This window comes from Algoriphagus formosus, assembly GCF_002807035.1.
Classification (GTDB): Bacteria; Bacteroidota; Bacteroidia; order Cytophagales; family Cyclobacteriaceae; genus Algoriphagus; species Algoriphagus formosus.
Window position 1 is genome coordinate 1,587,268 of sequence record NZ_NIUC01000002.1, and the last position, 23,085, is coordinate 1,610,352.

Below are 23,085 nucleotides of genomic sequence, written 5' to 3' on the forward strand. Positions count from 1 at the left end.
ATTATTGCAAGCATTTTTTTTGGTTTATGCATTATTAAGCTCCTTTTTGATTCTTATTTTCTTTTTTCGATCGAAAATGGGTATGCCTACCCGGTCAATATGCTTGATTAATTCTGGCTCTTGGATTTGATGGTAATTGACTAGGTCAAACCTGTAAGGCATGTTGGTCTCTTCATTGAGGAGATAACTGATGTGACTGACTTTTTCAAAGTTTAGATTTTCTCCCTTCAAGGCCAAATCCACATCACTTCCCTCACGGTAATTTCCCTTAGCCCTGCTTCCAAAAAGAATCACTTTGTCAACCACTTCTTGACTATCCATGATTTTTAGTATAGAAGCCATATCCGATTCCAAAAGTCCAAATTTATTCTTCATCGACTTTGAGTTTGAAATTGTGATGTAGCTGATTTAATATTGGGAAATATTTCTCCTGAATGAGTTTTTCCATTTCTGTGGCCTTTTGCTCATCATAAGTGTGAGCGGTTAGGTTTCTGTCCTGCAACAAATCCATCCAATCATGTCCATTTTCTATAAGATTGACCTCAAATGCTTTTTTTAAGGCTCCTCTTGGTGATCGGATATCCACAAAACCTTGCTCTTCCAAATAATCCTTGACCATGTTCCAGGCAAGCTCAAAAGACATTTCAAAAAACTGAATAATACCCGCTTTTTGAACCAAATCCGGATTAGGAATTTGTAAGGCCTTATCCAAATGACCTATGACTTTGCTAAAGTTAGAAAAGCGTTGTTTCCAACGAATATCTTCATTTTTCATGCTTGAATTCCTGAATTTCTATGCACAAAATACAGGTTTAATCTCGTATTTCCTTTTTTGGCATTTAAGGTCTAGGAATCTTCGAGGTTTTGAAAACCTCAAAGGATTAAACGAAGCTTTCCCTCAAAGACTTCTCGGTGTAATTCCCCTCCTCCTTAGCTAAATCTTCAGGAGTGCCAGCAAAAGTTAAGTGCCCTCCTTTATTTACAACTGTTGGGTAAAGGATCGATTAGGGAAGTTTAATTTTAGTTGCCGGACAGCCTTTGGCTTATCGATTCTAATTGAGGAATAAGCTTTGAAAGATAATCTTTGTAATAATCTAAATCTTTCTCTATAGGAATTAATCTTTTTCCAGAGTTTGCTTGAAACTGATCGTTAAGGCCGATTTTTGAGCCAAGATCCCTTCTGATTTGATTAAAATAATCAGGACTTGTTAAAGCATTGGAACTCCAATAATTGGGATCATAAGCAACCATAGTTTCCAATCCCACAAATCCAAATCCTTTTTCAAGTGACGCTAGATCTTTTTTGGATTGGACAAACTGAAAGTCCTCGAAAAGAATTTTCTCCACAATCGTGACTTCGCTTCCTTTCTGGTAAGGTCTTGGATTTCCGATATTTACTGGACCGAAGAGTTTAGATTTTAATCCTATCTCGCGAACAAAGACTTTGTCTCTATAATTTTCAAAATTAACTAAAAGACTACCGCCCATTTGTCTTTCTCGCCCATTTCGATTTTTTGGAAATGCGACGTAATTGTATTTGGAGAAGTTGATGGTAATACTCTCGATGTTTTCTCCTGACTCACCCAAAACGATTTTTCCTTCTCCTATGAGAAATAAGTCTGAATTTGCCTTTACGCGTTCCTCGCCTTTTGATTTAAACAGGATGATTTCTTTTCCATCTTCTAAGTCATACTGGAAATCGTAGAACTTGAGATTTGTTGAGGATAATGGCCAAGAATATTCAAAAGCATGCAATAATTCTCTTGCGTAAAAAGGTTTTATAGAATATTGATCAGGTCGATCCGTGCTAGGTGAGGTTTTCCTTGCAGGAATCGTATCTCCAAGAGTCCAGTCCCAATGATGACTTCTCCTCAGTTCTAGGGGCACTAGAAATTGATAAGCACTGCCGCCGCCCCATGCTTGGACAAAATTATAGGGCTTCCATTTTTGACTCTCGGAGTGGAGAGAAATACCACTCGCTTCGAAAAAATCTACATACTTTTCACGCTGTTGCACAGCATAATAGCCTCTGAAATTAGACAGAAAAGCTTCTTTGTCAAAAGCAGATTCAAAGCTTTTATTCAGGTGCTTGAGGTGATCAACCGGGTTTTGAAAGGTTCGAATTTCGACTTCTTCTAATGCGATTTCGGCTCTTTCCAGGAGAATTAATTTTTCTGCATTTGGCTCGACAATGAATTCCCTGTCTTGGTAAAAGAAACTTCGGATGAAAAATGTAATTCCTTCCTCCAAGGTGATATTTCCAATGCTATCGGTGATTCCGTAAACTGTCCCTTCCTCAGAAAATATGGGTAAAAACGGGATCGGGTTTCTTTTTTCATTTTCATCCTTCTCTAGGATGGAATACTGATGCTTCTTTTGTTCAGCTTCTTGAGCATATGAGGATTGTGAACCCAAGACTAAGCCTGTAAAAGTTATGAAAGCATGTAAAAAGAGGATTGACTTTTTCATTCTGATAATTTCAATCTATAGACGACTATCTTTTCTTCTTGTTCAAACTGCTTTTTGTAAGACCCGTAGAGATATGGCTCCTTGTATCCGAAGTAGCTAAATCCCTTCGGAACAGCTTGGTCCAAAATCAAGGTGTCATTTCTGTAAAGCTGAATTCCGTCTGCTATTGGGCTGTTTTTAGTATAACCTCGTACTAAAAGATCTCGCTCCTCAATAAAATCTAAAGTAGTAAAGTAGTTGACTTTTGGGCGAAGTTCTTCTCTGCCCAGATCAAACTCAGTCACATCCAAAGCGTTCAGGTCAGGGTAGTCAATTATCATGTCTTTGCCAGAATGACCAAATGCATACTGAATCATGCCATCAGCTGAAAACTTGTACAGCAGGCTGTCTGCCTCAAAACCCTGAACAAAAAAACGGTTTTCAATCGGAGCTATCCCAGTTCCCATTAAATATGGAATAAAGTTATCTCCTGAATAAATAGACGGATAGCCACCCGAGATTTGTATTTTTCCACTGCTTAAGTCCAAAATTCCTAGGTTTTTGGCTTCTTCAAAGTAATTTTTATTTAGAATGTAATTGTACTCAGGATGCGTGGAGGATATCTGAATCAATACTTTTTCCTCTCCAAACCAGGAAGGTTTTTGAAATTCATAATGGAGTTCGTAAATGCCTGCGTATTCCGGTTTTGGATTCTTCAACAATTCATCATAAGGCGTATTTTCATGGTAAAAGTCCAAGTTGCCTTTTTGGGAAATAATCCAGTTCTTTTCAACGACATAATAGTCGTAACTCCCACCCAAAAGGAAAAGTCCTTGATCTCCGGAAGCCATGGCAACAAGCCCTCCCTTGATCTGATTTGGACCTTCACCAATACCTATTTGTGTCTGTTTTAGGCTCAGATCGTCTGAAAAAACATAGATTATCCCGGTTCTTTTATCCGCGAGAATAATCTGATCATTGAAAATCTTCCAAATTCCGCTGCCGGAGAATATGACCTCTTTGTTCTCAAGGGAATCAATTTCCAAGGAAATATTGCCGATATCAGCGCTTCGATGATAGTCGATCTCTTCCCCGTTAAACTTTACTTTTTCGGGAGAAGTGCACGAAAAGAAAAAAGCGACCATCAAGGCCCCGATCAAAGCTAGTTTTTCGATATTTGGGAAAATAAACAATAGTAATTAGGGCTTCTCAATTTTTCTGAGATTTAAGTAAATGACTGTTCAAGTCAAACATACTTTTATCTGTAACTACATGTAAAAAAACCTAGTTATCAAAAAAAATCAAAAAAATCTGATTAATTTTTTAAAAGTCAAGATTTCAAAATGCTGCGAATTAGCGAAATTTAAGCAAACCCTTCTTTCAAATACTTCGCTGTGTAATTCCCTTCCTCCTTAGCCAAATCCTCAGGAGTACCTGCAAAAGTCAAATGTCCGCCTTTATTTCCCCCTTCTGGACCTAGATCGATCACCCAATCAGCGGATCGGATCACTTCAGTATTGTGCTCAATAATGATGACCGAATGACCCTGGTCAATCAAGGCATTGATGCTGTGAAGGAGCTTGCGGATATCATGGAAGTGCAAACCCGTCGTCGGTTCATCAAAAATAAAGAGTACATGATCTCCTGATTTTGTACCTCCTTTTCCCAAGAATGAAGCCAGTTTGACACGCTGAGCCTCTCCGCCCGAAAGGGTATTCGAACTTTGTCCCATGCCGATATAGCCCAAGCCGACTTCTTGCAAAGGCTGAAGCCGATTGATGATCTGAGTTTTGCCTTTGAAGAACTCCATGGCCTCGTCGATGGTCATATCCAAAACTTCGGAAATGTCCTTGTCTTTGTATTTGACATCGAGAATTTCATTCTTGAATCGCTTTCCTTTGCAGGACTCACAGGTCAGATGGATGTCAGCCATAAACTGCATCTCTACAGTGGTCGTTCCTTCACCGGAGCAAGCTTCGCATCGCCCACCATCCACATTGAAAGAAAAGAAAGCCGGTTTGTATCCTCGCTGTTTGGAGACCGCTTGATCGGCAAAAAGCGTCCGGATGGCATCGTAGGCCTTCACATAAGTCACCGGGTTGGAGCGGGAGGATTTTCCGATCGGATTTTGATCGACAAACTCTACCTGAGTGATCCGCTTATAATCGCCTTCGATCTTATCGTACTTTCCTGATTCATCGATGACAGTTCCGAGCATTTTTCCCAAAGCCGGATATAGTACTTTTTTAATTAAAGTGGATTTTCCAGAACCGGATACTCCCGTCACTACAGTCAGCGTATTGAGCGGAAATTGTACCGTCAAGTTCTTCAGATTATTTTCCCGAGCGCCTTTGACGATGATGGAATCCTTCCATTTTCGGTTGCCTTCTTTTCTGAAAATCTGCTCTTCTCCGCGTAAGTATCGAGCGGTATGGGTTTGAGCTGAAGCGATCAGCTCTTTGATGGGCCCTTGGAAGAGTAGTTCTCCACCGTGAATTCCCGCATCTGGCCCTATGTCGATGATTTGGTCAGCTGCCTTCATCACCTTGTCTTCGTGCTCGACCACGATGACGGTATTTCCCATGTCTCGGAGAGACTTTAAGACTCCAACTAATCGATCGGTATCCCGGGGGTGCAAACCGATGCTCGGTTCGTCCAAAATATACATGGACCCGACCAGCGCCGAACCCAAGGAAGTGGCCAACTTGATGCGTTGGTATTCTCCGCCTGAGAGGGTTGAGGTCAAACGATTCAAAGTCAAATAACCCAAGCCTACCTGATCCATAAATTCTAGGCGGCTGACTATTTCCTTGAATAGTCGGTTGGCTACCTTGGCCTCATGGGGCTCTAGCTCCAGCTGATTGAAAAAGACCAAGGCTTCATCGATCGGCATCAGCACGATATCTGTGATGGATTTGTCCTTGATTTTGACATAACTCGCATCTTTTCGAAGTCTTGTCCCCCGACACTCAGGGCAGGTCGTTCTGCCACGGAACCGGGAAAGCATGACCCGATATTGGATTTTGTGGGTTTTGGTTTCTAGGTCTTTGAAGAAAGCATTTAAACCCTTGAAATATTTATTTCCGGTCCAAAGAAGCTCCTGCTGTTTTTCGGTCAAATCTTCGTAAGCGCGATGGATTGGAAAGTCGAATTCGATTCCTTTTTTCAAAAGTGGCTCCAACCAAGACCGGGAAGATTCCCCCCGCCACGGAGCGATGGCTCCCTCGTATACAGACATAGTTTTGTCAGGGATGACCAAATCCGGATCGATGCCCAAGACGTTTCCGAAACCTTCGCAGCGCTTGCAGGCACCATAAGGGTTGTTGAAAGAGAAAAAGTTGACTGAAGGCAATTCAAAGCTCATTCCGTCGAGTTCGAATCGATCGGAAAACTCCTTGGTTTCCTTTTCAGGAATGGTGATTTTGCAGTCTCCGTGTCCTTCGAAAAGGGCTGTTTGAACGGAGTCAGCGATGCGAAACTGATTATCTTCGTCATCTTTTCGGACAGCCGCTCGATCGATCAGAATTTCGTAATTCCCTTTTTGGATTTTCTTTTCCTGAAGCAAATCTTCCACAAAATAAGCCTCTCCATCGATCAGAATCCTTGTGTAGCCTTTTTGCAATAGCAGTTCTAACTCTTGCTCGATTTTCCTCCCTTTTGCCACCTGAAGCGGGCAGGAGATCATGACTTTATCTCCTTCTTCAAAAGAAAGGATGTAATCTACAATATCCGTAACGGTGTGATGCTTCACCTCATTTCCGGAGATAGGCGAATAGGTTCTTCCCACCCTAGCAAAAAGTAATTTTAGATAGTCATAAATCTCAGTGGTAGTTCCTACCGTCGAGCGGGGATTTTTGGTAGTCACTTTTTGCTGAATAGCAATCGCTGGAGCCACGCCTTTGATGTATTCGACCTCGGGTTTTTCCATTCGCCCGAGAAACTGACGTGCGTAGGAGCTCAGGCTTTCCACATACATGCGTTGGCCTTCGGCAAAAAGTGTATCAAAAGCGAGGGAAGATTTGCCGGATCCCGAGAGTCCTGTAATGACCACAAATTTATTTCTGGGAATGGCTACACTCAGGTTTTTTAGGTTATTGACCCGGGCGTTTTTGATGATGATATATTCTTTGGGATCGAGTGAATCGATATCTTTTTTTGCTTTCAGGGTGCTCAAAGTCATAGCTGGCAAAGTTAATCATCTTAACCTTAGAAGGGGAAAAAAGTTGGTTATATGAATTTATAGAATCTACTGCCACCTTGAAATAAACGCAGAAAAATCCCTAGGATGGAGGATATTCAACTGAGGGAAACTTAAATCCTTGAAAACCTGAAAATGCTGGTCAAAAGTGATTAGGGCATCTGCTGACACTGATATTGCCAAATCAGAAAACTTGTTGTCATCGAGATCCTCATGAATAATACCCCATCGGAAAAAAGGCTCTGCAAAACTTACATTGGTCGCAGTGCAAAGTATGTCAAAAACTAGATTGGATGTGGTTTTGGAATAAAAATCTGACAATTTTTCGTCATACTCTGCTAAAATCTCCGTACTTACCACCCACTCAAAAAGTTTATTTTCAAAGGATTTATAAATTTCAAATTCTGGGTTTTTTCGGTTGATTGTCGTGATCAGGACATTCGTATCAATCACAACTTTGGGTATTTTCTGATCCCCGACCATATTCATTTTTCTCGCAAGGCATCAAAATCCGCCTTATCAATCTTTTTTTCTTTAATAAGGTCATCCACTTCAGATTTTAATTTTTCTGAATAATGTTTTGTCAAAAGATCCCTGATCTCTTCTGATTCCTCTTGAGTCATTTCTCGGTTAAACATCCGTAAGAGACTCTTTTGAACATCATTCAGGCCCGTGTTATCCTTATCTTTAATTGACATGATTTATTGACTTTTTTTAAATTTAACTATAATCCAACTATTTCAAAATCACCAGTAGAGGGATAAATTGACTAATCTGATTAACGCTCTTGAACCTTGAAAAGTTAGCTTGCTTCTCTTGACCCATTGATCTTGATGAAATAATAAAGTAGATGCTTTTAGATAATGGGAGTGTCTAAGAGTAGGAAGGATTAAAACTCCCATCGGGAGAAAAGTCCAAAGTTTTGAGCTGTCTGTTTTTCTGGACCGTAGGCATCCCAATTTGCTCCGATACCAAAACCAAAAGGGCCTTTTTTAAGACCAGCTCGTAGGTAAAGAAAACTTCTGTTGTGCATGGGTTCAGAAAGCCCTTGAATGTACATAAACTGGATTCGGGAGTAGATGGACCAGGTATCGTTCAAAGCTGGTTTGTACTCATAGATCCCAAAAACCTGACCATCTGCTCCTTGATTAGAAAGAAGATTCACAAAGGTGAGGGCTAGTATTTCCCGACTGGCGAAAACATGCTGTACTCCTACCAAGGGCATGAATCCCGCTTTTGAATTTGCCTCAGCTCCTGCAGTGAGGTGAAAGCCACTTTTCCCTAGTTTGTAAGTAACCTGAACAGGTGCTACAATAGAATTTCCCAAGGTTTGCTCACGGTCATAATTTTGGGCAAAAATACTAATGGCTACCAGGCTAAATTTGCTTGTAGGGCTAAAATCTCGCTTGACGATAAGTTGGAAGTCTAGGCGCTCGTGTCCAAACATCACTTCGGCAGGAATAGGGGTAGGAGGTGCTTGAGCCTCAGCTGAACCATGAAAGGCAAAAAGGAATGATGAAATTATAAGAGTGATTTGGATTGCTTGGGGTTTCATTTTGGATTCTCCGAATGGTGAATTCAAAATTACCCTAGGTTGAATTCCTAAACCTTGCTCTATGTCAAGACTTTAGCTACAGTTCTGCTTTGATTCTGCTTAAAGTATATGGCGTTATGCCTAAGTAGGATGCAACTAATCGACTTGGAATTCTGGTTAAAATACCTGGGTATTCTTCAAGAAGCCATCTTAATCGATCCACTGCATTTAGCCCTTGAAACTGATAAATTCTTTTTTGAGAGGTGATATAAGCGTTTTCTAGCATATTTCTATAAACTCGGTTGATGGCAGGAAGACTTTCTACAAGATCTAAAAAAATGGCTTTGGGAATATACAGCAGTTCGGTTTTTTCATTGGCTTGGATAAACTCCTCAGAAGGTGATCCCGTGATAAAACTTGTGAGATTGCTGACAAATTTATTCTCCAAGGCAAAGTAGCGGATCAGTTCCTCGCCTTTTGGATCAATTTTGTATAGACGGAGGGAGCCTTTCACAATAAAGTAATTGAATTTGCATATCTCTCCTTCCTGAAGCAGGAATTCATTCTTGGCAACTTTTTTAAAGGAGAAGGAATCCATAATCTTTTCCTTGACCTTTTCTTCTAGAGGGTGAAGTTTTTCAATGTAGGTATATAGGGGATCAAATTCGTTCATTTTTAAGATAGGGTCACGATGAAAAGCAGTTTCTTTACCTTTAGACAAGATATTCATTTATTCAACTTTAGGGGATTCCCCCAAATTAATCTTGGGGAATATTTTACCCTTCTTTACAACCTTTACACTACTTACTTTCCAACTTTATTTCCTTTTCTTCGCATCATGGATTTTCAATTTCTTCTAGATGGATTGAACGAAGGGCTTCAAGCTATGACCTGGCTCGAAGCGGTGGCAGTCTTTTTTGGGATTGCTTCGGTATTTTACTCCATGCGGGAGCATATTTGGGTATATCCTACAGGGATTATATCCACCCTGATTTATGTCTGGATTTGCCTTCAGTATAAGCTCTACGCTGATATGGGCATCAATGCCTATTATTTCAGCATGTCCATCTATGGCTGGTATGTCTGGACGCATCCGAAAGAAAATCAGGCAGTACTCCCTGTCACCTGGCTCAAACCCAAAGGATGGTTGATTGCCCTGCTCATTTTCATAGCCTCTTATGGAGTCCTGTCATTTGTGCTGAGCAACTTTACTGACTCAGATGTACCCTATTGGGATTCCTTTACTACTTCTTCGGCCTTTGTGGGGATGTGGCTCATGGCCAAAAAGAAAGTGGAAAACTGGATCATGTGGATTATTACGGACTTGGTATCCGTGCCGCTTTATTTTTACAAAGGCTTGATTTTAACCTCTTTTCAGTTTTTGTTCTTTACTGTTTTGGCATTTTTGGGCTTATTTGCTTGGGTTAAATCCGCTAGAAACTATGCAAATACCTAGGAAAATCCTCATTCTTGGCCCCGAGTCTACAGGGAAGAGCACCCTAGCCTCTGATCTAGCGGTCCATTTTGACGAGCCTTGGGTGCCGGAGTTTGCACGAGAGTATCTGAGCCTTTTGGATAGGGAATACGAATACCATGATTTGCTGCAAATCGCCAAAGGTCAGGTCGCATTGGAGGATGAATTGGCCCAAAAAGCACAAAAATTTTTATTCTGCGATACAGACCTTCGAGTGATTCAAGTCTGGTCGGAGCATAAGTATGGGGAAGTTCATGAATGGGTAAAAACAGAATTAGATCAGCGTGTTTATGATATGATTTTGCTGACAGACATAGATTTGCCCTGGGAACCTGATCCCCTTCGCGAGCACCCAGATCCGGAGATGCGCCAGCATTTTTTGAATTTATACTTTGAAATGGCAGCCCAAAGTGGAATTCCTTGGGAAAAAATCAGTGGAAACCGTTCCGCTCGCTTAGAAAAATCAATAGATTTAATCGAAAGCCACTTTAGCCAATAATCAAATGATCTCACGTATTCTTGCTGCCATTGCCCTCTTTGCAGCTTTCTCATGTCAGCCAGCCGAGCAGAAACCTCAAAAACCAAATATTGTCCTAATCCTCGCAGACGACTTGGGATATGGGGAAGTTGGATTTAATGGGCAAAAACTCATCAAAACTCCTCACATGGATGCCTTAGCAGCAAGTGGTAAAATTTTTACCAATCATTATACGGCTGCTCCGGTCTGTGCTCCGGCAAGAGGGATGATTTTGACTGGTTTGCATAGTGGTCATGCCTACATCCGAGGAAATGATGAGTGGAGGGAGCGTGGTGAAGTTTGGGATTATGCGAAAGCTGCTGCAGATCCAAATCTAGAAGGACAGCGACCTCTGCCGGCAGAAACCCAAACAATTGCCAAGATCCTACAGCAAAATGGATACAAAACTGCCCTTGTCGGGAAATGGGGTTTAGGAGGCCCTTTATCCGAAGGGATTCCTACGAATTTGGGCTTTGATTATTTCTTCGGCTACAATTGCCAGCGGCAGGCTCACAGCCTTTACCCACCCCATTTGTGGGAAAATGAGACGAAAGTTACCCTGAATAATGAGTTGATTGTTCCGGGTACAAAGTTGGATTCTTTATCGGATCCGATGAATTTGGATTCTTACGCAAAGTATTTTCAGCCCGACTATGCTCCGGATGTGATGCATCAAAAGGCGCTTAGTTTTCTGGAGGAGAATTCGGAGCAGCCATTTTTCCTTTATTATGCCTCTCCGTTACCGCATTTGCCCCTACAGGCTCCAAAGGAGCTAATTATGGAGTATGTAGAAATATTTGGAGAGGAGGACCCTTATGATGGCTCCAAGGGCTATTTCCCAGCTCGCTACCCCAGAGCTACTTATGCGGCGATGATTTCGCTTTTGGATCAGCAAATTGGAGAGCTTCGCAAAAAAGTAGAAGAAATGGGTCAGTTGGAAAACACCATTTTCATTTTGACTAGTGATAATGGACCTTCCTATACGGGTGGGGTAGATTTTGAATTTTTTGAAAGTTCCGCGCCATTTAGTAATGGCTATGGTCGGACTAAGGGCTTTGTCTATGAAGGAGGAATTCGAGTGCCTATGGTGGTGAATTGGCCAGGGAAAGTAGATGCGGGAACACAATCAGATCACGCTTCAGTTTTCTATGATCTGATGCCGACTTTTTGCGAATTAATCGGAGTAGCGGTTCCTGATGAAACGGATGGGAAAAGCTTCCTGCCAGCAATTTTGGGACAAGAGCAAGAGCCCCATGACTATTTGTACTGGGAGTTTCCAGAGTATGGTGGTCAACAGGCCGTTCGAATGGGGCAGTGGAAAGCTGTCAGGCAGAAACTCAAGGAGGGCGTGATCCAAACTGAACTCTATGACCTTTCTTCGGATCCTCAGGAGCAGAATGATGTATCGGATCAGTATCCAGAAATCCTAAGTCAACTAGAAGAAATCATGAAAAATGAGCATCAGACTTCCAGTATTGAGCGATTTCAGATTCCTGTTTTGGATATGTAAACTTTTTTTTGGAAAATTTGTATCCAAATGAATACATCTAATCATGTATTTTGTTGAAAAAACTAGTGAATTTGACTCTTGGATAAGGAAGCTTAAAGATCGAGTAGCTAAGGCCAAAATTCTTCTTAGGCTACAACGAATAGAGGAACACGGAAATTTTGGTGATTCCCAATCTGTAGGCAATGGTATTTTAGAGTTGAGAATTCATTATGGAAAAGGCTACAGAGTGTATTTCAAGCAAAAAGGGAATCATTTGATATTGCTATTAGTGGGAGGAGATAAGTCAACTCAGGCAAAGGACATCGAGAAGGCTTTGGCCCTCTGGAAGATTTAAAAAAAAGAAGGTAAATGATATGAGTGTTTCAAAATTTGATATTGCAGATTATTTGGAAGATGATGAAATGATTCAAGTTTACTTGAATCAAGTTTTAGAAGAAGGCGATGCAAATGACTTTGTCGTAGCACTTGGCCATATTGCTAAAGCATACGGAATGTCCAGAATTGCCGAAAAGACAGGGATGAGTCGTCCCAGCCTATACAAAGCATTTTCAGAGAACTCTAAACCACAATTCGAGACTGTTTTGAAGGTCCTTAGAGCATTGGGTGGGAATCTTCAGTTTCAAGCTTCTTGAGTTTTTTCAATGGTTAATACTTCTTTTTAATCACCATTTCCCCAAAGCCAAGGTCGCAGCTTCCACCAGTCTCATCTGGTCAGGATGGTAATTGTTATTGAGTAGAATAATCGTTTTGTTTTCTTCGATAAACCGCACAATGATTGTTTTGTAGCCAGGGTTATCTCCTGTGTGCATTACCATTTTGCCATAAGGACTATTGGGGTCCAAGTCCCAACCAAATCCATAAGTGCTTTTTGCCCCATCATTTAGCTCGAAGGGAGAAAATGCCTGTTCAAGTGTCTCATTACTGACCAATTTTTCGGTGTAAAGCGCCTGATCCCATTTCAATAAATCTTCTGCGGTGCTACTGACTCTTCCGGGCCCTTTTCGCTTGCCTAGCCAAAGGGTATAATCGGAAGATCGAAAGCGATTGGCATTTACATAATTCCCATTTTCATCCTTCAGATGACCTACAGCAAAGTTTGGGACCTGAGCTTTTTCCTCTAAACTTCTGATGGCTGTATTTTTCATCCCGACAGGATCAAAAATCCATTCTTTGGAAAGCTCAACGAAGTCCCGGTTTGTCACTTCTTCCACGATACTGGCTAAAATCACATAGCCGGTATTGCTGTATTCATAGTTGTCACCGGGCTCAAAAAGCTTCGGGGGAGCATAGCGACGGAGATATTCTAATATCTCTGGGTTGCCGGCTGCTTTGCTCTTATCCCAATGCTCATCCATGATAGCCTGATAGTCTGGCAGTCCGGAGGTGTGCGTCAAAAGGTGGCGGATAGTGATATTAGGGTAGGGTACTCGGATATATTTTTCAATGGGATCGTCGAAATCCAGCAAGCCTTTTTCCTTACACATCATGATCATCATCGCAGTAAACTGCTTGGAAACCGAAGCCATTTCAAATACATCATCAGGTTGAAGTGGGATGCCTTCTTCAAAATTTCGCATACCCATGGCTTTTTCAAAAAGCACTTTTCCATTTTCAGCCAAGAGGATTACTCCGGAAAAGCCTTCCGTTTCGGCTCTATCCAGAGCATTTTGGAGATGTCGCTTTTGGCCAAAGGCCGAAAAAACAAATAAGAAAACTAGCGGGAAAACGAGTAGACGGTTCATGGCTTTTGGATTTGTTTCATGATAAAATCAATGCTTGCTTCGTAGGCTTTCACCCAATTGCTGTGCAGGATAAATGAATGAACTTCATCTGGAAAAACCAACTGCTCGACTTCCACGCCCTGTTTTCGGAGGACTTCTGCCAATTCTACAGATTCAGAAAAGAGTACATTTCGATCGTCATCACCATGTATTAAAAGAACGGGGTCTTCCCAGTTCTCCACATAGGCCATAGGAGATGATTTGAAAGCCAACTCAGCCATTTCGGGGAATTTCTCAGGTTCATACCAAGAATCGAATACCGGGATATCATTATTCCAATTGTGCACACCGTGGATATCCACACCTGCGAGGAATTTTTCGGGAGCTTGTGCCAAACCATGTGCAGTCAAAAATCCTCCGTAGCTTCCACCCCAAGGGATGATTTTGGAAGCATCTACGTCTGGTCTTGCTGCAAGATAATCCGCTGCTGCCATCAGGTCCAAAACCTCGCTGGCTCCTCCGGCACCGTAGTTTTCAGCTTCCCGAAAGTCCATCCCATAGCCGATTCCTGATCGGTAGTTCAGTGTCAAGGCGATAAATCCATTTGCCGCAAAATATTGCTGCAAAGCATAGGCATTGCTGTAATATTGGGAGTAATTGAAGCCTAAAAGCATCTGCCTACGGCTTCCTCCGTGAAGGAAAATGACAGCTGGATATTTCTTGGTAGCATCATGGTTTGGTGGAAGGAAAAGCTGGGCTCGTGTTTTGAAACCATCTTCCGCTTGAAGGTCTAAGCCAAGGGGTTTGACTAGTGTTTTTGGGAAGTCCTGAGGGAAGAATTCTTCTGCAAGTGACTCAGAACTGTCATTTTGTCGAATATATGGCCACGCTGGTCGGGTAGCCGTGGCAGAAAGATAGGCAAGACCCTTTTCCAAGCGGACAGGGGACCAATTGATATTTCCTTTTTCGGAAAGATCTTTTAATTCAAAGGAATTCAAATCCAAACTGTAGATTTTTCTACGCTCAATATCCCCAATATTGCTTGTCAGTAAGAGTTCATCTTTTTTATAGCTCGTTTTCACTTTTTCGACAATGCCTTGCCCCTTGGTCAGATGCTTGACTTCCCCGCTTGCTGGATTCACTGCGTACAACTGCATCCAACCGTTTTTCTCCCAGGGGAATACCAATTGACCAGAAGGTGTCCACCACAATCTATCCGCTTCTGCCGGAAGATCCCAAACCACAACAGAACCGGGCCCTGTTCCGGAATTCCAAATTTCTTCTGCCTTCATCGTCTCCATATCCAAAACCCGGATGCTCCATGGATTACTCTCTTTAATGGCAGTGAAAGAAAGTAAGTTGTTGATATTCGGTATCCGCAGATAGGCCAATTGTTTGCCATCGGGGCTCCAGGCTGGATAGCTGTCTTTATCCAGGCTCGTCTCCGGATAGGTCAATTTCTTTTGCTCAAAATCCCAAATCCCAATAAAAGAGTGGTCGCCTCGGGTTGAGACGAAGGCGAGCTTTTCTCCATCAGGGGAGAAGGATAGCTGGTTAGATCCTCCCCTAGATACAAATAGCCTTTCCTGTTGGGATGAACTGTCACTGAGTGACTTCCAATAGACATTGGGTCCAATTTTGTAGACTAAGGCTTGCCCATCTGGTGAAAAAGTGATCGTCGAACCCGGACTGAAATACCGGGTTTCTAAGGTGGTCAAATCAATTAAGTGGATTTTAAAATCAGTATTTTCCTGAAGTTGAGCCGGATTGGCTGCTTCTCCAGATGAGTTTCTGGAGTTTCCACGCACAAAGGCCAGAATTTTTCCATCCGGGGAAAAGCTCAACTCTCCTAGTCCAATTCCTTCATCTCCTTCAAAATTTGTGATTTTTTTTGCTTCGAAATTCGGACTTTCCGCCAAAAAGATATTCCGCTCTCCTTCCGAATTAAAGATCCAAGCGATGCTTTTGCCATCTGGACTTGCAGTCAAATCGGTGGGAAAAGGAGCTGAGAGATATTGTGCGATGGATTGGGCATCTGTTTGATAAGCAAAAAGGAGGAAGAGAACGAGATAGGTTAGAATTTTTCGCATTGCCTAGTTGATTTTAGACAATTTAGCGATCAGAAAATGGCTTTCAAAGTTCCTGTTAAGCTTTGCTACCTGAGATGAATTCTTTTGATTTACTAATTGATCAATAAAAGCTGAATCCACCGAACTATTTTCGCCATGCTGAGACAAGCCATGTTATCATTTTTTCTGTTTTTAAGCATTGACCTCATTGGTTTTGCTCAGCAAAAAAAAGTGGTCTTTATCATTTTAGACGGGATTCCTGCACCGGAACTAGAAAGAATTCATACTCCCAATTTGGATCAAATATCAAAAGTTGGAGGCTATGCGAGGGCTTTTACCGGAGGTGAAAAAGGAGGAGAATCCGAAACGCCGACTATCTCAGCTGTAGGGTATAATTCATTTCTTACCGGTACTTGGGCCAATAAACACAATGTCTGGGGTAATGATATCGAATCACCCAATTATGATTATTGGTCCGTTTTTCGCCTGATGCGGGAAGCGGAACCTGAATCGAAATTGGCCATTTTTTCCACATGGGAAGACAATCGAACAAAGTTGATTGGAGAGCGGAAAGCTGAGACAGGCTATTTGAAGCTAGATATCGCATTTGATGGATTTGAAAAGGACACGGTTCGTTTTCCCCATGATACAGAAAAGACTTACCTCCGAAAAATTGACAATTTGGTGTCTTTTGAATCAGCTCATTCTCTCAAAACCCAAGCTCCGGATCTTTCTTGGGTCTATTTGGAGTTTACCGATGCGGTAGGACATCGCTATGGGAAAAGTCCCCAACTTACTTCAGCCATCGAGATGGCAGATCGGCAGGTAGGAAGAATCTGGGAGGCTGTTCGTTTTCGAGAAGAAAATTATGGTGAGGAATGGTTGATTTGGATCACCACCGATCATGGTCGTAAGGCTCCGGAGTTCAAGGATCATGGTGGTCAAAGTAATTCCGAAAGGGAGATTTGGATGATCAGCAATGCAAAAAACTTGAACGAGCTATTCTTTTCAGGAAAGGCTTCCATGGTGGATATCTTGCCTACGATTATTGAGTTTTTAGGAATTCCTGTCCCAGTTGTACAGCGGGAAAATTGGGATGGGGCCAGCCTGATTTTGAAAAAATAAAGAGGCTGTCTCATAAAACGTTTTTTTGTCAGCCTGAGCGGAGTCGAAGGCCATTTCCAGTATTCTGGAAAACATTTCGACTTCGCTCAATGTGACAAACTTTACTTTTGAGACAGCCTCTTTCAATTAATTATCTATCATTCCTTTTCTGTTAGGAGATCGCGGAACTGGCCAAAATGCCGGCTGACCGCTTCTTTGATTGATAGGAACTCTCCGTCTTCTAGAAACTAATTCTGGTTCTTCGCATGCCATGTAAACAAGAATTGCGGTCATGATAGCGTTATTTTTCACTTCCTCAAACACAATCTTATCATAGGTGTCAAGATTTGTATGCCAGGTATAATTAAAATAGGACCAACTAAGCGAACTGAGTGAGAAAGCAGGAACACCCGCTGCCACGAAAGAGGCATAATCTGAACCGCCTCCGCCTGGATTTCCAGGGAAGTTAGTTTCTATCTCTCGAGTGATGGGTCTAGGCACTTCTGCCATCCATCTGCCCAGGTATTCATAGCTATCCACAAAGCCCTGCCCAGACAGTCGGGCGATTCGTCCGGTTCCATTGTCTTGATTGAAAAGTACCTGAATTTTATCCAGCGTTTCCGGATGATCTTCCACAAAAGCCCTTGACCCGTTTAAGCCTTGCTCTTCTGAACCCCAAAGACCTACCAATATGGTTCGTTTCGGATTAGGATAAACCTTCTTTAGAATTCGCATTACTTCCATCATGGTGATGACACCTGTACCATTATCCGTGGCACCCGTTGCTCCATCCCATGAGTCGAAGTGAGCGGATAACATGACATACTCTTCGGGTTTTTCGGTTCCTCTTATTTCACCAAAAGTATTGAAGGTAGGTTGTACGCCTGTTTCTTTGGATTGAGCATTCAGGTGGATTTTGGGCTTCTTGCCGCTTTCGGCTAGCCTGAATAAAAGACCATAATCTTCAAGGGATAGGTCTATGGTAGGCACTTTCTTAGTGTATGCTGAGAATATTTTATTAGCACCAAAACCTTTGGACCAGTAAGAAGTGATTACACCTAAAGCACCTGCCTCTTCTAATATAGCAGGAAGCTCTCTCCGGCCATGACCGGTCTGACTGATTCGAATTTCCCAATCGGCTTGCATTTCACCTCTTTCTTCTTTCATCTTGGAAAAAGATTCCTCCGTAGCCCATTCTTCCCAATTGTAGTCAGGTCGCCCGGTCACTTCTGGAGTAGAAATCATCACATATTTTCCTTTTACATTGGGCAACCAGTCCTCAAAGGACTGTCCTTCCTCTAGCCTTGGAATGGCAATTACCTCACCCATTGCACCACCTTCAGGACTTGGAGGGCTCCAGGCAAGTTGAGTTCCTGAGAGAGATCGCACCCACGGTTCCACCATGTCGATGTGGGTGATCCCGCGTTCCCAGCCGCGCCATTCTCCCCATTGCTCGTTTCTCCCCTCTATGCCCCACTCTTCAAATTGTGCTACCGCCCAATCGTGCGCCTTCTGCATTTGTGGAGAACCGACTAATCGTGGACCGATCCCATCCAATAATTCATGACCGAGATATCTCAGCTGAGAGTTTTCTTCAGCTTCTTTGATGATGTTTTCAATGACAGGATCTTGGGCTTTTATCTGTGTGCTAATAAGGAACATTAGCCCAATCCCTATGAGGTGGCGTTTTCTCATAATAGAATTTGTTTAGAAAATAAAAATATAGGAAAGACTTAGAAAAGGCGGAACCGTTGGTGGATTTAATTGGGAATTGAGAAAGTAAAATTCAACAGGTTAAAAAATCAATTCAAATTTCAAAATTGCTTGCATCAGTCTAAAATGCTTATCCTTCGAATAGAGGGTCAAATTTTCTTCGATTACCTGATTGACAATAATTAGATCAGGAATTCCTACTTTATTGATCCCGTTCTTCAAATTTAATTTTTGAAGATGTCGAATCACCTCCCAATCTATATCCAATTTGACCTTCTCAAGAGCCTCTAAACCCTCTATTATTTCTGTTCTTTTTTCGTGATGAAGTTTCGGAATTAATTCGGTTAGAATGATGTCATTAGTGACAACAATATCTTCTTGGAGATATGCTTCCAAAGGACTAGTCCTTGAATATTTGAAAAAGTCAATCCAAACGGAAGAGTCAACTAATATTTTTGGGCTAGGCATTATTTTCGATCTCTGCTTATATCTAAATCAAGGTCCAGGTCTATGGTGCCTTTCATAGAAATCAGTCTTTTGCGCTTATTTTGAGCGATTTTTTCTTCCAAGACTAACTTCACAGCTTGACTTTTGGTACTTGCCCCGGTGATTTTCATCACCTCCTTCAATAATTCCTCAGGGATATCAATGGTAGTTCGCATGAATAATGGTGTGCTAATGCATAATTTTTTATGTAAGATATTGAAAATTTTAAAGTCACGAAAATTTAAAATTCCTGACTTTGCTCAAGTATTGGGTTTTTCTTTTCCACTCTTCCCAAATTGGGTGCAAATTAATTTTTGATTGAGTTTATTTACCTTGTCAAAAGCCCAAAATGATCATGAAGCAAAATCAGGAATACTCATTATTCCTTCTTGGACTACTTGAGAGCAGCGCTGAACAGAAATCTCTGGATTGGCTGAAGCAAAAAGTTTCAAAAATTAAGGATGCCTCCAGTCCTACCGGCTTTTTTCTGGCTTTTTCACAGGCATCAAGGTTTTTTTCAAAAGATCCGCTCAAACTGAGCGATGCGGAAAAAAACAAGGCTGAGCAACTAGTAGAAGGATTTGACCCTAGTCATTGGAATTCCTTACAAACAGCAAGGACCTACTTGTTATTCCATCTTAATTTGGAAAAGGAAGATTGGTTGAAGGCAGTTAATCAGCTTTTTGAGACAGGGGATTTGTATGAGCAAGCGGCTCTTTATGCAGCGCTTCCATTATTGCCTTTTCAAAACGAACTTTTGCCAAGAGCAATAGATGGCTGCCGAACCAATATGACTTTGGTCTTCGATGCGATTGCTTTGAATAATCCATTCCCGAGAAAGAGTTTCCCTGAGCTTAATTGGAATCAAATGGTTTTGAAGGCCATTTTTATGCAGCGACCTCTTTACCAAATTCAAGGACTAGAAGAGCGAAGAAACGCAGCACTTGCTGAGATTGCTTCTGATTTTGCTCATGAGCGCTGGGCAGCAGGTCGAAATGTAATGCCGGAACTTTGGCGGCTGGTAGTTCCATTTACCAATGAACGATACCTTGCTGATCTTGAGAGAACACTGAATTCTGATGATCAACTAGAGCAAATTGCTGGAGCCCTAGCCTTGACGGAGAGTAATTCGGAAGAGTCTAGAACTCTTCTTCAAGCATACCCTGTTCTTATGGAAAAAGTTGCTTCCGGAAAGTATGACTGGGAGGCAATCGGGAAAGAATTTCAGGAGAAAAGTGCTTGATTTCAGATCCTATTTATAAATCACTTAGATACAAAAACCTTTTCAACCATGTACATAGATCCGCATATCCACTTAGTTTCACGTACCACAGATGACTACGAAGCCATGCAAAAGGCAGGAATTGTAGCCACCATTGAACCGGCTTTTTGGCTGGGTCAGCCTAGAACGGAGGTCGGAAGTTTCAAAGATTATTTCAGTACCCTCGTGGGATGGGAGCGTTTCCGAGCCAGTCAATTTGGGATTGTGCATTATTGTACGATGGGCTTAAATTCAAAAGAGGCCAATAATATTCCCTTGGCAGAGCAAGTGATGGAGCTTTTGCCACTTTATGTGGGGAAGGAAGGAGTAGTCGCAATCGGAGAAATCGGCTATGACGATCAGACAGAAGCTGAGGATAGGTTTTATCGGGAGCAACTCGAATTAGCCAAAGAAGTGGATTTGCCTGTTTTGATACACACTCCTCACCGAGATAAGAAAAAGGGAACCTACCGCTCCATGGATGTGGCGGAGGAGCATGGCATGGATCCGGGATGGATTATCGTCGACCATAACAATGAAGAGACTGTCAAGGAAGTCTTGGATCGTGGATATTGGGCGGGATTTACCATTTACCCGCACACCAAGATGGGTTCGGAGCGAATGGTGGAAATCGTCAAGCAGTATGGACCTGAACGAATCATCGTCAATTCTGCTGCAGATTGGGGGATTTCCGATCCTTTGGCAGTGCCCAAAACTGCCGATCTGATGCGAAAAATGGGAATTCCTGAGGAGCATGTGCAGATGGTTACATATAGAAATGCGCTTGCTGCATTTTCACTTTCAGGGCAAATGCACGAAGATGATTGGTTGAAGGCTCCACCTATCGATCAGACCAAGAAAATGGGCGGTAATTCTGTACTTCGGGGAGGACAGGTTCCAAGAGTGGAGGGGCCTTCTGATCGGGTAGAAAACTAATTCATGGCAAGCAAGCTATTCGCCTATCTCCAACTCACCCGTCCAGCCAATGTGGTGACAGCAATTGCGGATATTTGGGCAGGTTTTGCCATTGCCGGGGGTTGGTCCTACTTGATTTCAAATTGGGAACAAGGGTCGGGAGACTTTTGGCAAAATTTGCTTTGGCTTTCTTTGAGTACCATCGGGCTTTATGCAGGTGGCGTAGCTTTCAATGATATTGCTGATGCTGACTTGGATGCCATAGAGCGACCCGAAAGACCAATTCCGAGTGGAAGAGCATCAAAAAACGGAGCGATTCTGATGTCCTCATTGCTACTTTTAGGAGGAGTCTTAGCCGCCTTTCAGGTAAACCATTTAGCAGGAATTTTAGCAATTTCTGTGGCTTTTTGCGCCTTGCTTTACGACTATTGGGGTAAGCATCAAACAATCTTTGGACCAATCAATATGGGGCTTTGTCGGGCCGGGAACTTGCTGCTTGGAGTGGCGGTAGCGCCTGAAGTTTTGAGTAAAATATGGCCGATTGGTCTCTTGCCACTGATCTATGTTGCAGCCATTACCATGGTGAGTAGAGGAGAAGTGCACGGCAAAAACCTGAAGGCTCTTTTTGGTGGATTTGGGATGTATACCTTTATCATTTTGGTAATCTTTTTTACATCAAAAATTCAAACAAGTGATTTTTGGCAGGTGATTCCATTTTTGGCACTGCTATCCTACATGATTTTTCCACCGCTTATCAGAGCTATTCGGACCCAATCACCTCAATTTATCGGAAAATCCGTCAAAGCTGCCGTTATTTCATTGATTATCGTGAATGCTTCCCTTGCTGTGGCTTTTGAAGGTTGGATGATCGGGCTCGTGATTCTAGCACTTTTGCCCTTATCTTTGGGCTTGGCCAAAGCCTTCGCTGTCACCTAGATTATGCCTTTGCGAAACTTTCGCTTGCTCAGACCTATTATCCCTGTATGAATACCATTTTGCAGCAGTCCTTCTCGGTTTCGTTTCAGTATCCAGTGTGCTTTACTGAAGACCTCTTTTCGTTTGCAAATACCCAATTTGTCGATGTTCTCGAAAAAGGGAAGCTTGTCAAAACCTATTTCGTCATAGATAGTGGGGTAGCGGAAACTTTTCCGGATTTGATTTCAAAGATTAAATCTTATGCCACACACTTTAAAGACCGCTTTTTCCTTTGTGCAGACCCCTTGATTGTCCCAGGAGGAGAAGTCTGTAAGAACGATCCCAAAGTCTACCATCAGGTAGTGGAGGCAACTCATGAGTTTGGGATTGATCGTCATTCATATATCGTTGCTATTGGTGGTGGGGCTGTTTTGGACATGGTAGGCTTTGCAGCTGCTATTTCACATCGTGGGATCCGATTGGTTCGTGTCCCGACGACTGTACTTTCTCAAAATGACTCTGGGGTGGGAGTTAAGAACAGCATCAACTACTTCGGAAAGAAGAATTACCTCGGTACTTTCACCACTCCTGTGGCCGTCTTAAATGACTTTAATTTCTTGAAGTCGCTCGATGATCGAGATTGGCGAGCGGGTATAGCTGAGGCGCTAAAAGTCGCTTTGATTAAAGATTTGAGTTTTTTCGAATGGCTGGAAAAGGAAGCAATAGCCCTTTCCAAAAGAGAAATGGAACCGATGAAAGCTCAAATCATTAGGTGTGCGCAAATGCATATGGACCATATTGCAGGAGAGGATCCTTTTGAATTCGGTTCTTCCCGTCCTTTGGATTTTGGACACTGGGCGGCCCATAAGCTCGAGCATCTCAGCCAATATCGTGTTCGGCATGGAGAGGCTGTCGCCATTGGCATTGCCTTGGATTCTTGTTATTCCCACCTTTTGGGATGGATCAGCAAGGAGGATTTGGATCGGGTTTTTGGGGTGATTCGAACTTTAGGCTTCTCGCTTTATGAGCCTGAACTTTCTGGCGAAAATCTCATTAAGGGACTTCGGGAGTTTCAGGAGCATTTGGGAGGTCAGTTAACGATTATGCTTTTGGAGAAGCTTGGTAAAGGAGTCGAGGTGCACGAAATGGATGAAAATCTTATTCAATCTGCAATCCAACTACTGGAAGAGGAAAACCGAACAGTCAAAAATCATTGATTT

General features: G+C 42.3%; 24 protein-coding genes. 10 read left to right on the top strand and 14 right to left on the bottom strand.

The annotated features are described in order from the left end of the window. Positions 1 to 24: 24 nt before the first annotated feature. From CDH51_RS13230 to CDH51_RS13270, 9 genes are all read right to left on the bottom strand, one after another. Positions 25 to 375 (bottom strand): nucleotidyltransferase family protein, encoded by a 351-nt coding sequence (locus CDH51_RS13230; RefSeq protein WP_198514307.1) that lies wholly within the window; start codon positions 373 to 375, stop codon positions 25 to 27. Next, positions 365 to 775 carry a nucleotidyltransferase substrate binding protein gene (locus tag CDH51_RS13235; protein WP_100628998.1) on the bottom strand — a complete coding sequence of 137 codons (411 nt, stop codon included), beginning with the start codon at positions 773 to 775 and terminating at the stop codon, positions 365 to 367. Before CDH51_RS13235 ends, CDH51_RS13230 begins: the two co-directional genes overlap by 11 nt. Before the next feature lie 245 nt (positions 776 to 1,020). Then, positions 1,021 to 2,469, bottom strand: coding sequence for a hypothetical protein (locus CDH51_RS13240; RefSeq protein WP_100628999.1), 1,449 nt, complete (start codon positions 2,467 to 2,469; stop codon positions 1,021 to 1,023). Next, entirely contained in the window at positions 2,466 to 3,641 is a 1,176-nt protein-coding gene (locus CDH51_RS13245; protein WP_100629000.1) for a hypothetical protein, read from the bottom strand. The genes CDH51_RS13240 and CDH51_RS13245 overlap by 4 nt, the downstream gene beginning before the upstream one ends. Before the next feature lie 170 nt (positions 3,642 to 3,811). Continuing rightward, positions 3,812 to 6,628, bottom strand: a complete 2,817-nt coding sequence (gene uvrA, locus CDH51_RS13250; RefSeq protein ID WP_100629001.1) for an excinuclease ABC subunit UvrA — start codon at positions 6,626 to 6,628, stop codon at positions 3,812 to 3,814. A gap of 66 nt (positions 6,629 to 6,694) precedes the next feature. Continuing rightward, a complete protein-coding gene (locus CDH51_RS13255) occupies positions 6,695 to 7,135 on the bottom strand; it encodes a putative toxin-antitoxin system toxin component, PIN family (RefSeq protein ID WP_100629002.1) in 441 nt (146 codons plus the stop codon). Then, entirely contained in the window at positions 7,132 to 7,344 is a 213-nt protein-coding gene (locus tag CDH51_RS13260) for a hypothetical protein (protein WP_100629003.1), read from the bottom strand. The genes CDH51_RS13255 and CDH51_RS13260 overlap by 4 nt, the downstream gene beginning before the upstream one ends. A gap of 191 nt (positions 7,345 to 7,535) precedes the next feature. Continuing rightward, the gene (locus CDH51_RS13265) at positions 7,536 to 8,201 is read right to left on the bottom strand and encodes a hypothetical protein (RefSeq protein WP_100629004.1); all 666 of its coding nucleotides are present in this window, start codon (positions 8,199 to 8,201) and stop codon (positions 7,536 to 7,538) included. Between the two features lie 76 nt (positions 8,202 to 8,277). Next, positions 8,278 to 8,910 (bottom strand): Crp/Fnr family transcriptional regulator, encoded by a 633-nt coding sequence (locus CDH51_RS13270; protein ID WP_100629005.1) that lies wholly within the window; start codon positions 8,908 to 8,910, stop codon positions 8,278 to 8,280. 108 nt (positions 8,911 to 9,018) lie between these two features. On the opposite strand from CDH51_RS13270, the gene pnuC reads away from it, so the two are divergent. Genes pnuC through CDH51_RS13295 form a run of 5 tightly spaced genes read left to right on the top strand, consistent with a single transcriptional unit; the run spans position 9,019 to position 12,313 of the window. Next, positions 9,019 to 9,636, top strand: a complete 618-nt coding sequence (gene pnuC / locus CDH51_RS13275; protein WP_100629444.1) for a nicotinamide riboside transporter PnuC — start codon at positions 9,019 to 9,021, stop codon at positions 9,634 to 9,636. After that, entirely contained in the window at positions 9,623 to 10,153 is a 531-nt protein-coding gene (locus tag CDH51_RS13280; protein WP_100629006.1) for an AAA family ATPase, read from the top strand. Before pnuC ends, CDH51_RS13280 begins: the two co-directional genes overlap by 14 nt. Positions 10,154 to 10,157: 4 nt before the next feature. Continuing rightward, positions 10,158 to 11,681, top strand: coding sequence for an arylsulfatase (locus CDH51_RS13285; RefSeq protein ID WP_100629007.1), 1,524 nt, complete (start codon positions 10,158 to 10,160; stop codon positions 11,679 to 11,681). Between the two features lie 43 nt (positions 11,682 to 11,724). After that, a complete protein-coding gene (locus tag CDH51_RS13290; protein ID WP_100629008.1) occupies positions 11,725 to 12,015 on the top strand; it encodes a type II toxin-antitoxin system RelE/ParE family toxin in 291 nt (96 codons plus the stop codon). A 19-nt stretch (positions 12,016 to 12,034) separates the two neighbouring features. Further along, positions 12,035 to 12,313: an addiction module antidote protein gene (locus CDH51_RS13295; protein WP_100629009.1), complete on the top strand. Its 279-nt coding sequence runs from the start codon at positions 12,035 to 12,037 to the stop codon at positions 12,311 to 12,313. Between the two features lie 30 nt (positions 12,314 to 12,343). Here the strand turns inward: CDH51_RS13295 and CDH51_RS13300 are convergent, their stop codons facing one another. Continuing rightward, positions 12,344 to 13,423: a serine hydrolase domain-containing protein gene (locus CDH51_RS13300; protein WP_100629010.1), complete on the bottom strand. Its 1,080-nt coding sequence runs from the start codon at positions 13,421 to 13,423 to the stop codon at positions 12,344 to 12,346. Continuing rightward, positions 13,420 to 15,492, bottom strand: coding sequence for a S9 family peptidase (locus tag CDH51_RS13305; RefSeq protein WP_100629011.1), 2,073 nt, complete (start codon positions 15,490 to 15,492; stop codon positions 13,420 to 13,422). The genes CDH51_RS13300 and CDH51_RS13305 overlap by 4 nt, the downstream gene beginning before the upstream one ends. A 150-nt stretch (positions 15,493 to 15,642) precedes the next feature. Between CDH51_RS13305 and CDH51_RS13310 the strand changes: the two genes are divergently transcribed. Beyond that, complete coding sequence (locus tag CDH51_RS13310) at positions 15,643 to 16,596, top strand: alkaline phosphatase family protein (protein ID WP_157807116.1); 954 nt, start codon at positions 15,643 to 15,645, stop codon at positions 16,594 to 16,596. A gap of 126 nt (positions 16,597 to 16,722) precedes the next feature. Here CDH51_RS13310 and CDH51_RS13315 read toward each other — a convergent pair whose 3' ends face one another. The 3 genes from CDH51_RS13315 to CDH51_RS13325 all read right to left on the bottom strand — a co-directional run bounded on the left by CDH51_RS13315 (position 16,723) and on the right by CDH51_RS13325 (position 18,950). Then, positions 16,723 to 18,270, bottom strand: coding sequence for a M20/M25/M40 family metallo-hydrolase (locus CDH51_RS13315; protein WP_100629013.1), 1,548 nt, complete (start codon positions 18,268 to 18,270; stop codon positions 16,723 to 16,725). 99 nt (positions 18,271 to 18,369) lie between these two features. Beyond that, the gene (locus CDH51_RS13320; RefSeq protein WP_100629014.1) at positions 18,370 to 18,756 is read right to left on the bottom strand and encodes a PIN domain-containing protein; all 387 of its coding nucleotides are present in this window, start codon (positions 18,754 to 18,756) and stop codon (positions 18,370 to 18,372) included. Then, positions 18,756 to 18,950 carry a type II toxin-antitoxin system VapB family antitoxin gene (locus tag CDH51_RS13325; RefSeq protein WP_024283841.1) on the bottom strand — a complete coding sequence of 65 codons (195 nt, stop codon included), beginning with the start codon at positions 18,948 to 18,950 and terminating at the stop codon, positions 18,756 to 18,758. The genes CDH51_RS13320 and CDH51_RS13325 overlap by 1 nt, the downstream gene beginning before the upstream one ends. Before the next feature lie 179 nt (positions 18,951 to 19,129). Here CDH51_RS13325 and CDH51_RS13330 point away from each other — a divergent pair, with 179 nt between their 5' ends. The 4 genes from CDH51_RS13330 to CDH51_RS13345 are packed head-to-tail and all read left to right on the top strand — an operon-like array spanning position 19,130 to position 23,082. Further along, positions 19,130 to 20,017 (top strand): EboA domain-containing protein, encoded by an 888-nt coding sequence (locus tag CDH51_RS13330; protein WP_232724814.1) that lies wholly within the window; start codon positions 19,130 to 19,132, stop codon positions 20,015 to 20,017. 48 nt (positions 20,018 to 20,065) lie between these two features. Further along, positions 20,066 to 20,971, top strand: coding sequence for a TatD family hydrolase (locus CDH51_RS13335; protein WP_100629016.1), 906 nt, complete (start codon positions 20,066 to 20,068; stop codon positions 20,969 to 20,971). A 3-nt stretch (positions 20,972 to 20,974) separates the two neighbouring features. Beyond that, positions 20,975 to 21,886, top strand: a complete 912-nt coding sequence (eboC, locus tag CDH51_RS13340; protein WP_100629017.1) for a UbiA-like protein EboC — start codon at positions 20,975 to 20,977, stop codon at positions 21,884 to 21,886. 47 nt (positions 21,887 to 21,933) lie between these two features. Then, entirely contained in the window at positions 21,934 to 23,082 is a 1,149-nt protein-coding gene (locus CDH51_RS13345) for a 3-dehydroquinate synthase (RefSeq protein WP_100629018.1), read from the top strand. Positions 23,083 to 23,085: the final 3 nt, after the last annotated feature.